The organism is Nonomuraea sp. NPDC048901, assembly GCF_040649695.1.
Classification (GTDB): Bacteria; Actinomycetota; Actinomycetes; order Streptosporangiales; family Streptosporangiaceae; genus Nonomuraea.
In genome coordinates this window covers 203,237-214,098 of the sequence record NZ_JBEZFW010000011.1, presented here as the reverse complement: position 1 = coordinate 214,098, position 10,862 = coordinate 203,237, and the positions used below count along the sequence as shown (strand labels likewise).

The following is a 10,862-nucleotide window of genomic DNA, read 5'->3' as shown; positions in this document are numbered from 1 at the left end:
GCGCAGTCCCTTCACTTGCATGCACGCACGGGCAACCGGCCAAGCCGGTTGCCCTCGAGCGGACACGTTGGAGGGCACGTGTGAACGTTGTGCATAGAGAGGCTGACGGGAAGAAGAACTGTGCGTGCTCGCTGCCGCCGCCATCGGCCATGACCTGGTCGATCAACCGCTTCTCAAAGGCTCACGCGCCGTGCTCGGACGGCGCGTGAGCCTTGCCTTGTAGAGGCGGGGCGGCTTACCAGTCGCCCTTGTAGAGCTGGCCGCGTACCGCGCCGCCCGGGAACGCGGCGGTGTGCAGGTTCGCGTACCAGTTCTTGGGCTTCTTCCAGATGCGGCGGGCCACCGCTGTAGAGGTGGTCGTGCTGCCGGCGATGCCGTTGACGCTGGCGGGCAGGCCCTTCTCGGCGGCGAAGAAGGGCACGACCACCGGCCCGTTCTTGCCCTTCGGGGCGCGGTGGATGTGCGCACCGACCGGTGGCCCGACCCCCGCCCACGCGGCGGCGAACCACACCCGGTTGCCCTCCGGCTGGACCAGCCAACCGGCGCGCCCGTCGCGGTCGCCGACCTTCATGCCGGGTGCCGGTATCTCCTGGCGCCCGTCGGCCCGTGTGGTGAGCGTGGCGCCGAACCCGTGCGACAGCACCGACTCCAGCTCCACCGGGCGGATCCGGTACAGCTGGGCCCGTACGGCGCCGCCGCCGAACTCGGCGTTGTGCAGGTTGGCGTACCACTTGCCGGGATGGCTGACGATGCGGCTGAGCAGAGCGCCGTCCTGCACCTGGACCGTGCCCTTGACGGCGTGGAACGTGTTGGGCAGCGCCTCGACGAAGAACGGGACCCTGACGTCGCCGTTCTCACCCGCCTCGCCGCGGTGGATGTGGAACCCGCTGGGCGCGTCTACTTTGCTCCACCGGACGGCGTAGTCGACCCGGTTGCCATGGATGCGGAACACGGCGAGCGCGCTTCCGTCCGCGTCACCTACCTTCATGCCCTGGGCGGGCACTTCGTTCGCGCCTTTGAGCGACGCGGCCAGGTAAACGGGGGTGGTCGCTTGTGCGGAAATCGGGTTGAGCGAAGTGGCGATCAGTACGAGGGAGGCAGCAAGGCCGGGGACAATGAGGGTGCGCATGTTCATGATTACCCTTTCCGTTCTCTCTCGGCCTGGTACGGCTGCCTCCCTTGTGGGGTTCAACTGCGGATAAATGCGCATTCTCGGTGATATGCGGAAAAGGTGGCATCGCAGTGGTGCTGACCTGAGGAAACATGGCGCCGAGCCGCGCCCGCCTGGACGACCGGCTCCGCCCCCGCCCGGACGGCCGGCTCAGTCCTGGCCCGCCACGTAGACGTCGCCGTCGGCCACGGTGACCTCGCGGGCGCTCGACGCTCCGGTGGCCAGGATCCTGGCCGGGTCACGGAAGCGGGTGATGAGCTCGATCCGCTGGACCGGCTTGGGAGTGGGGATCACGGTCTCGGGCGTCCACCGCCGGCCGTGCTCCAGCCGATGGGTCGCGATGCCGGACTGCCCGTCTACCGTCGTGTAGACCCGCCACGTGTCCGGCCCGATCTGCTCCATCTCCCTCGTTCGCAGCCCGGTGGCCACCTCGCTGGTCTGCCAGCCGCGTGGCGTCCACACCGAGGCGAAGTCGTGGAATCCGAGGGCGTCGTCCCTGGTGAACCAGACCACGAACGGCCGGCCGTTCCGCAGCCAGCCGACCAGCTGGATGTAGTCGGGCGAGACGACGTCGGCCGGGCGCTCAAGTGGCGTCACCGCCACCTTGCAGGGCCCCTCCATCTCGTCGTTGGTCAGCTGCGGCCCGAGGTCGGTGCCGTCGGCGGCGTGGAAGGTCAGCGCGTTGGGGTCGAACCAGGCGTAGTGGATGTCCTTGTGGTAGTAGTCGTGCCGGTGCTGGTCCGGACCGCCACCGGCCAGCGTCCACACCAGGTGCACGCGCTCGGGCCACCGCTGGTACCTCAGCTGCCCGACGTAGATCTCGTTGAGGTTGTCCGCCCTGTCGGTCGAGCCGAGCACGTACGGCAGGCCAGTGAGCTGCTTGGAGCTCTGCCAGGTGACCCCGTGGTCGGTGGACCTCATGAACAGCATCGGCCGGTTGTCCGTCGGCGCGCTCGGATCCACGGTCCGGGTGGTCTCCCGGAAGAACACGAACAGGTGCCCGTTGGCCGCCTTGAACGGCATCGGATAGCTGGCCGCCGCGCCCTCCGCGACGACCCGGGAGCTCCACTCGCCGTCGATGGTGTGCGGCTGCGGGGACCTGGCGACCACGGTCTCGCCGTTGTGCATCCCGACGACCACCACGAGATGCCCATCGTCGGCCTGCACCATGGTCGGGTAGTTGTGGGAGTCGCCCCGCCCGTCGATGATCTTCAGCGGCGCCGACCAGCGGCCGTGGCGGAACGCCTGGACGTAGCTGTCCTCGTTCGTCCCGCCCCAGGAGACGAACGTCGTCCCCGCCTTCGGATCGTGGACTCCCCCCGCGACGGGCCGCCGGTCGGTCCTCGCCGCCACGCCGGTCGCGGCCGTCATGACCCGGAAAGTCACCGCCCGTGCCGCCGACGCCGGTCCGGGTAAGCCGCCGGCCAGCAGTGCGCTCCCGGCCAGGACGCCCCCGGCCTTCAGCAGGTCTCGCCGATCCATAGGGTGCCCCTCATCGTGAATAGATCGGAGGTGTTAGGCACCAATGACGGTATTTCTGGCGTGGAGTACGGTCAAGGCCCTGTAAAGATCCGAGTTTCTGGCGTCTGCAACCGCTTGCCGGGTTGCTGAAGCCGGGTTCATGGTCGGCCAGGGACGCGAGCTTGGGCGCCCGCGTCCCTGGCCGCTGTTTCCCCAACGGGCACATCGGCCGGGGTGCCCGTGCTGTTCCTCAGCCTCAGCGGGCGCAGGTCGTCAAGCCGGGGCGCCAGCGGCAGGCGATGGCGGCGAACCCGCCCTCCGCCTTGACCTCCACCGGCAGTGTGCCGCCCTGCACCACGTGCGTCTCACGGACGAGCCCGTCGGCACCGTCGCCGGTCACCTCGACCAGCCACCGGCCCCGCAGGAAGCCCGTCGGCACCTGCAGCGTCCGGGCCGCCCCGGAGACTCCGGCGCCGATGAACCAGCGGTCGCCGCTACGCCGGGCCATCACCGTGTGGTCGGCCGGCTTGCCGGACAGCAGCCGCGTCTCGTCCCACACCGTGGGCACCTGGTCGAGGAAGCGCTCCGCCTCGGGCCGCGCCCGGTACGCCTCCAGCGACCCGGCCAGATTCTCCAGCCCCGACTCGAACACCACCGACAGCGCCAGCTCATGCGCGTCGGAAGTGGGCCGGCTGGGGCGCTGGAAGGCCATCGGCGTGTAGTCCATCGAGCCGATCTCGTTCCTCGTGTACGGCAGGGCCGCCAGGTGGCTGGTGGTCAGGTTCGACGACTTCTCCGCGCCATGCACGCCTTCCATGCTCATGACCTGGGGCCACGTGCGGTTGATCCCCTTGGGCACGGTCGAGCCGTGGAAGTTGACCATGAGCTGGTTGTCGGCCAGATCGCGCAGCGTCCCGTCGTACCACTGCAGCCGCTCCTGCGCCTCGGAGTCGATGAAGTCCAGCTTGACACCCTTGACGCCCCATTGACGCAGCAATCCGAAGCGCTGAACGCGCTTGTCGTGGGTGTCGAAGTCGGAGAATCGCAGCCAGGTCATGATGCCGACGCCGCGCGCCTTTCCGTACTCGACGAGCTCGGGTATCCAGGTGAATTCGGCCGTCCGATCCGTCCAGGCCCGCTCGCCGGTGACCGGATCGTCGTACCAGCCGGCGTCCACCAGCACGTACGGCCAGCGGTGTTGCGCGGCGTAGTCGACGAACTCCTTCTGCTGCTCAAGGCTCTGCTGCACGCTCCGGCCACCGGCCAGCCAGCTCCACAGCACCTTGCCCGGCTTGATCCACGAGGTGTCGGCGACCTGGGATCCGGGCGCGAGATCGTCGACGAGGGTGGACTCGGTGACGGTCGCGAGGTCGCCCGTGACCATGACCCGCCAGGGCGTGGTCAGGCCGTGTTCGTAGGGGACCCGCGCGTCCCAGAGGGCGATCTTGTAGGTGCCCTGGTCGCTTACCAGGCGGGGACCCGTGTAGGAGCCGTTCAGCGCCGACTCGGCCAGCAGGAGGTAGTTCTGGCCCACTCCGAACAGGGCGGGCATCTGGTATTCGGCCGGGGGGACGTCGGCGTACTGGATGAACGGGTTCTCGTAGTCGCGGCGGTGACCGGCCAGCCAGGCGGTGGACCCGGCGGGGACGGCGAACGCCGACGCCTCGCTGAGGACGGCGCCCGCGCCGGGCAGTTCGTAGCGGTAGGCGACGCCGTCGCGGGCGGCCCTGACGACCAGGTCGAGCTTGGCATCTCCACGCGTGAAGCGGAAGCGGGTCTCGTTCATCACGGACAGGCGATTGAGGCGCTTGCCGGCCGTGGTGGTGTACTTCTCGACGACCACGCGGCCGGAACGGCCGGTCAGACTCAGGCCGGTGGTGAGGTCGGCCTGTTCCGTGGTGACGCCGAGCGGGCTGGGTTCGAGTACGGTCGCGCCGTCTCGCGACACGGCTACGGACGGGCGGCCCTGCGTGTCGAGGTGGACGGTGGCGACGGGCCCGCCTGTGGGGGCCTTGACGGTCCAGGTGTCGGTGGGGGTGGTGGGAACGGTGAGCAATCCGGCCAGCAGTGTGCCGGTGATGACCCAGTGCAACTGGTGCCTCCCGAGAGGGCTGGGGTGTGCAACCGATTGTACTGGTAATTAACTTCCTCAAGAATTGAATTGTCCAGCGGTGACGTCGCTGCGCCTTTGAGGGCTGTGGGTCAGCACATGGTCCACGAGGTCGACTTGGTGCGCTGTGTCGGCGAGGTGAGCCGGAAGACGACCGTGTGCTTGGTACCGAGCTCGGGGGTGATCTGCTTCTTCGACCCGAAATAGTCGCTTCGGCCGTAGGACGGGATCCGCCTGGAGCCGCTCTCGATCACCTGACCGTCGACGAGCCACTGGTAGGAGAACGGGGCGCCCATCTCGGAGGAGTCAATGCCGATGCCGAAGCCCAACGAGCCCCTGTAGCAGGTGATCCCCTCATCGTTGATCTTCGACGAGCCGGCGACCCGCACGTAGGCGAGGCTGAAGGAGGCGGCCTTGGTCTTCTTGGTCGCGGTCGGCGACGGTCGGGTTGTCGTCGGTTTCTTCGTCGCCCTGTTCGTGGGTGTGTTCGTAGGCCTCGGCGTGTTCTTGGGCGTGTTCTTGGGGGTAGAGCGGACGGGGGTGCGCTCCTGCGACGGCTCGGGGGTGGAGGGCGAGTGCGTGGGCTTGGGGGTGGAGCGCGAGTGCGTGGGCTTGGGAGTGATCGGCGAGGTCTGCGTCTTCTTGGGCGCGGCGGTCTTTTTGTGCTTGGTCGTGGTGGCAGAGGGGGACGGCTCGCTGGAGTTCGCGGCCAGAGCCGATAGAGCGGCGCCCCCGTTCAGCGGGCCTTTCCAGACGACGACGCCGGCCGCCAGACACACGGCTACCACTCCGGAGACGCCCGCGACCAGCGGAAAGCGACGACGCGGCCGCGCGGGACGCTGACCGCCAACTGCCGGAACGTGCCCCGGAGCGGGTGGGGCGTACCCAGGGCCTGGCGGGGCGTACCCCGGACCGGGCGGAATGTGCCCAGGGCCAGGCGGGGCGTGCTGAGGCGCTGGCGGCAGGTGCTGGTTCCCCGCGCTGTTGGCACCGCCGAGCAGGCGTAGCAGGACGTCCTGCATCTGTGGGCGGGCGGCCGGATCCTTGGCCAGGCAGGTGTACACGACCGAACGCAGCGGCTCCGGCAGGTCGCCCAGGAAGGGCTCCTGGCTCAGGATGCGGTTGATGACCGCGGGCAGCGAATCCTCGCCGAACGGCGGCGTGCCCGTCGCCGCGTACACCATGACCGAAGCCCAGGCGAAGACGTCCGCCGCCGGGCCGACGTACGCGCCCGCCAACTGCTCGGGGGCCATGTACGCGGGCGTCCCGACGACGCTGCTGGTGACGGTGACGGCGGAGTCGGCGACGCGGGCGAGGCCGAAGTCGACGACGCGTGGCCCGTCGCGGCCGAGCAGCACGTTGGCGGGCTTGAAGTCGCGGTGCACGATGCCTGCCTGGTGGATGGCGACCAGCGCGGTGGCCGTGCTGACCGCCAGGCGCTGCAGGTCGCCGCCGCTATGGCGGCCCGCCTGTTGCAGGGAGGGACCTTCGACGTACTCGCTGACGATGTACGGACGGCCGCCCATCGACGCGTCGAGCACCTGGGCGATGCAGAACGGCTCCACGCGCCGGGCCGCGGCGATCTCCTTGGCGAAGCGGTCGTCGCCGCCGACCGACTGCCGCAGCACCTTGACGGCCACCGGCCGCCCGTCCGGGGCCTGACCCAGGTAGACGATGCCCTGGCCGCCCTCACCGAGACGCCCGACGATCCGGTAGGCCGCGATCACCTCGGGGTCGCCGGGGCGCAGCGGTTCGGCATTCGGCATGAGTGGAGTGACTCCTGTGACGGCCGGAACGGACCCCATGCACCTTAACGGGATAGATCCCGATTTTCAGGCACGTTACGCGATCTCCACCAGCGGCTCATGAAGGCGGTAGACGCGGGTGGCCGTCGCGGCGAACACGTCCCGGATCTCCTCGGCGGATCGCTCCGAGAGCACGTCCTGCCAGGTAGAGAGCAGGGTGGGCAGGTCGGTCCAGAGCTTCTCGATCGGGAAGTTGCTGCCCCACATGCACCGCCCGGAGCCGAACAGCTCCAGGCACGTGGCCGCCACCCGCTCGATCAGCGACCGGTCCACCCGGTGCACGAAGGTGCCCTGGCCGGTGAGCTTCACCACGACATTGGGCCGCTCGGCCAGCAGCCTCAGACCACGGGTCCACTCCGCGACGGCCGGCGGCTCGGCGCTCACCGGCATACCGGCGTGGACCAGCACGAACGTCACGTCCGGGAAGTCAGACACGAGGGCCGCGGCATCGGCCATCTGGGCGGGGAACACCTGCAGCTCGAACAGCCAGCCCAGGTCGGCGAGCACGCCGATGTTGCGCCGGAAGACGGGATCCTTCATGCGGTCGGGGGCGGCGGCGAAGCGGAACTCCGGCCGTTCGTGCCAGTGCAGTTGCAGCCGAGTGCCGCGCACGAGCGAGGTCACGGCGGCCTGACGGCGCAGCACGTCGGCCGCGCCCTCGTCGAACAGGTCTGCCGAACCCACCACGGCGGTGGGCCAGCCGGTCTCGGCGTGTACGTCACGCAGCCACCGCACCTCGTCCACAGAACGGCCGAGCGCCCAGTTGGCCTGGACGTAGACCGCCGAGGTGATGCCGCAGGCGGTGGCCTCCCCGACGTACTCGGAAGCGGGGTAGTCGCGGCGAATCGGCTCGTACGGGCCGAAGATGCGCGGCACCATCTCCCCCTGGAGCCAGGGCAGGTCGGCGGCCCGCCAGATGTGGTGGTGCGCGTCCACGATTCCGGCCAAAACTAATCCGTCCAAAACTTACGCTCCCATGGGTCGTGGGGTGGACCAGCGCCGCGCCGCAGTGTGGCGGGGGCCGGACAGGACGGCGGGGAGGTGGCGTACCTCCTCCAATGCGGTGGGCAGATCGCGTACGCCGCCGAGGTGGTCCAGACTCGGGAGCTGGGCGGCCATGGCGCGCGTGGCGGGGCGGTAGGTCGGCGAGCAGGCCAGCGGGGACCACCAGACGAGCCGGTGGCCGAGCCGCGACAGACGGGCCGTGGCGCGCACCATGGGGACGCAGTCGCCGCGTTCGAGCCCGTCGGACAGCACGATCACGAGCGCGCCCCGGGCCAGCGCCGCGAAGCGCGGGTTGCCCAGGAAACGCGCCAGCGCCGCGCCGATCGCCGTACCGCCGTCCGCGTCCGTGACCAGCCCCGACACGGCCCGCAGCGCCTGATCGGCGTGCGGGTGCGACAGCGCGGCGGTGATCCGGGTGAGCCGGGTGCCGAAGGTGAACACCTCCGTACGGGCCGGCGCCGCGCGCAGCGCGGTGTGCGCGACGCGGAGCAGGTCCGGGGTGTGCAGCCGCAGTGAGCCGGAGACGTCCACCAGGATCAGCAGGCGGCGCGGACGCGGCGGGCGGGCCAGGCGGCGCAGCTCGATGATCTCCCCGTCGTGGCGATGGGCGCGCCGCCACGCGTGCCGCACGTCCAGCCGGTCCCCCGACCGGGCCGGGCGGCGCCGCCGTGACGGCGTGGCGGGCAGTACGGCGGGCCAGGCGGCTTCGAGCGTGCGCATGAGCGCGTACCGCTGTTCGCCGGTCCGGCCGAACTCGCGCGTGCCGTAGGTGCTCAGGGTGCTGGCCTCGATGCCGTCGCCCGGCCGTACCTCACGTGGCGGGTCGTCCTCGCCGGGTCCACCGGGGGACGGCGCCTCGCCGTCGTCGCCTTCGGGCGGCGGGCCTTGCTCGCCGGGTTCGCCCTGCCGGAACCAGGCGTCGAAGACCCGGTCGAAGGCGGGCAGGTCGCCCACGTCCTGGAGCAGGGTGATCCGGGCGTACCAGTAGAGCGTGGTCAGGTCGGGCGGCGGGGACTCGGCGATCGACCGCAGCAGGTCCGCGCGCTTGGTCGGCGCGGCGGGCACGCCCGCGCCGCGCAACGCGGTGAGAAACCCCCAGAGATGGTCTGCGGCGGGGGTCAGGTCAGGCATCGTCGAACACCTCCTCCGCGTGCGCGAAGAGCAGCCGCGTGTCCTCCTCGTCCTTGATCAGCAGGCCGAGTGCCCGGCGCAGCGCCACGGGCCACGGGCTGCCGCCGTCGGCCAGCGCCAGGGCGCCTCGTGCCCACTCCACCGACTCGGCGATGCCGGGCCGCTTGAGCAGCGGCAGCCGGCGTACGCGCTGCACCGCCCGTACGAGCCCTTCCGCCGCCCGCTCCTCGAGCCCGGGGACGGACGCGCGCAGGATCGCCCGCTCGCGGTCCGGCTCGGGGAAGGCGATCCAGTGGTAGAGGCAGCGCCGCTTGAGCGCGTCGTGCAGCTCGCGCGTGCGGTTGGAGGTCAGCACCACGATCGGCGGCGTGCGCGCCCGTACCGTGCCCAGCTCCGGGATCGTGATCTGGAAGTCGCCCAGGAACTCCAGCAGGAACGCCTCGAACTCGCTGTCGGCCCGGTCGATCTCGTCGATCAGCAGCACCGCGCCCCGCTCGGCCTGTACGGCGCGCAGCAGCGGCCGGCGCAGCAGGAACTCCTCTCTGTACAGGTCGCCGACGTCCTGGCCACGGCTCTCGGCCACCCGGACCTGGAGGAGTTGCTTGGGGTAGTCCCACTCGTACAGCGCCTGGCCGGAGTCCAGCCCCTCGAAGCACTGCAGGCGGATCAGGTCCAGGCCGGTGACGCGAGAGAGCACCGCGGCGACCTCGGTCTTGCCGACGCCCGGCTCGCCCTCCAGCAGGAGCGGCCGGCCCAGCCGCAACGCCAGGTGGATGGCCGTGCACAGCCCCTCGTCGGCGAAGTAGCCCGCCCCCTCCAGCGCGGCGGCCAGCTCGGGCTCGCGCCAGAGCCCGGCGGCGGTCACAACTGGGCGTGCTCGGTGGTCAACAGGTGGACGCGCTGGGAGGTGTGCGCGGCGGCGTCGGCCGCGGCCGCCTTGCCGTTCTCGGAGCCGAACGCGGCGGCGCGGGCGTCCTCGTCGTCGAAGTACAGCTCGTTCACCGAGTCGTACGCCCCGCCGTCTCCGGTGGTGACGCTGACCGTGTACTTGCGCAGGCCGGGCAGCCTCTTGGCGAACTCGACGTGGTCCTCCACCACCCACTTGGCGAACTCCTCATGGGACAGGCCCTCGGCCCGCTTGAGCAGGGAGACTACTTTCAGCATGATTCCTCCACTTTCAGGCGCAGGGCGTCGAGCCCGCGCAGGACGCGTTCGGGGGTGAACGGCATCGACTCCAGGCGCACTCCGGAGGCGTCGAAGATCGCGTTGGCGATGGCCGGGATCGGGGCGTTCGCCGTCATCTCGCCGATCCCCTTCGCGCCGTACGGGCCGTTTCCGGCCGGGCGCTCGAGGAACAGGCTGTGCTGTACGGGAATGTCGGCGGGGCCGGGCATCAGGTACCCGGCGAAGTCGCGCGGCCCGTGGTCGCGCGACGGGTAATAGGGCTCGGTGGTCTCGAACAGGGCGTGTGACACGCCCATCCAGGCCCCGCCCTCCACCTGCTGCGTCGCCATGGCCGGGTTGAGCGCCCGGCCGATCTCGTACGCGTTGTACAGCTCCAGCACCTCGACCACCCCGGTCTCGTCGTCGACCTCGACGACGGCGGCCGTACACGCGTGCGCCTGGCAGGAGTCGGGATCCATCTCCCCCGTCTCGGGCACCGGCGTGCTCGGTTCCTTGAGGTAGATGCCGCGGCCGGAGATCGTCCGCCCGTGCTTGAAGTGCGCGGCCAGCGCCAGGTCGGTGATGTGGATGCGCTTCTCCTCCGCGCCCTTGAGCCGGATGAAGCCGGTGCCGTCGGTCTCCAGGTCGGCGGCGTCGACCTCCAGTTCCTCGGCGGCGACCTCCAGCATCACGCCGCGCGCCTCGGCGGCGGCCATGATGACGGCGTTGCCGACGCGGTGGGTGCCGCGGCTGGCGAAGGTACCCATGCAGTGCGGGCCGGTGTCGGTGTCGGCGGTGTCGACGAGGACGTTCTCGATCGGCAGGCCGAGCGTCTCGGCGGCGCACTGGGCGGCGATCGTCTTGATGCCCTGGCCCAGGTCCACCGAGGACAGCGAGATCACGAACGTGCCCGTGGTCGTGGCATGGATCAGCGCCTGCGAGGGGTCACCGCCCAGGTTCATACCGGTCGGGTAGTTGACCGACGCGTACCCGCGCCCGCGCAGCTTCGCCATCG

At 70.4% G+C, this 10,862-nt stretch carries 9 protein-coding genes; all 9 read right to left on the bottom strand.

Annotation, left to right across the window (positions count from 1 at the left end):
- Positions 1–235 precede the first annotated feature (235 nt).
- Entirely contained in the window at positions 236–1,135 is a 900-nt protein-coding gene (locus AB0C30_RS34675) for a CHRD domain-containing protein (protein ID WP_357952360.1), read from the bottom strand.
- A 186-nt stretch (positions 1,136–1,321) separates the two neighbouring features.
- A complete protein-coding gene (locus AB0C30_RS34670) occupies positions 1,322–2,653 on the bottom strand; it encodes a BNR-4 repeat-containing protein (RefSeq protein WP_357952359.1) in 1,332 nt (443 codons plus the stop codon).
- A 235-nt stretch (positions 2,654–2,888) separates the two neighbouring features.
- The gene (locus tag AB0C30_RS34665) at positions 2,889–4,724 is read right to left on the bottom strand and encodes a glycoside hydrolase family 97 catalytic domain-containing protein (protein ID WP_357952358.1); all 1,836 of its coding nucleotides are present in this window, start codon (positions 4,722–4,724) and stop codon (positions 2,889–2,891) included.
- A 110-nt stretch (positions 4,725–4,834) separates the two neighbouring features.
- Entirely contained in the window at positions 4,835–6,508 is a 1,674-nt protein-coding gene (locus AB0C30_RS34660) for a protein kinase (protein WP_357952357.1), read from the bottom strand.
- 75 nt (positions 6,509–6,583) lie between these two features.
- Positions 6,584–7,495 carry an amidohydrolase family protein gene (locus tag AB0C30_RS34655; protein WP_357952356.1) on the bottom strand — a complete coding sequence of 304 codons (912 nt, stop codon included), beginning with the start codon at positions 7,493–7,495 and terminating at the stop codon, positions 6,584–6,586.
- Between the two features lie 18 nt (positions 7,496–7,513).
- On the bottom strand, positions 7,514–8,683 hold the full coding sequence (locus AB0C30_RS34650) for a VWA domain-containing protein (protein ID WP_357952355.1): 1,170 nt from the start codon (positions 8,681–8,683) through the stop codon (positions 7,514–7,516).
- Complete coding sequence (locus AB0C30_RS34645; RefSeq protein ID WP_357952354.1) at positions 8,676–9,548, bottom strand: MoxR family ATPase; 873 nt, start codon at positions 9,546–9,548, stop codon at positions 8,676–8,678. Before AB0C30_RS34645 ends, AB0C30_RS34650 begins: the two co-directional genes overlap by 8 nt.
- A complete protein-coding gene (locus tag AB0C30_RS34640; RefSeq protein WP_357952352.1) occupies positions 9,545–9,847 on the bottom strand; it encodes an EthD family reductase in 303 nt (100 codons plus the stop codon). The genes AB0C30_RS34645 and AB0C30_RS34640 overlap by 4 nt, the downstream gene beginning before the upstream one ends.
- Entirely contained in the window at positions 9,841–10,860 is a 1,020-nt protein-coding gene (locus AB0C30_RS34635; protein WP_357952351.1) for a molybdopterin cofactor-binding domain-containing protein, read from the bottom strand. Before AB0C30_RS34635 ends, AB0C30_RS34640 begins: the two co-directional genes overlap by 7 nt.
- Positions 10,861–10,862: the final 2 nt, after the last annotated feature.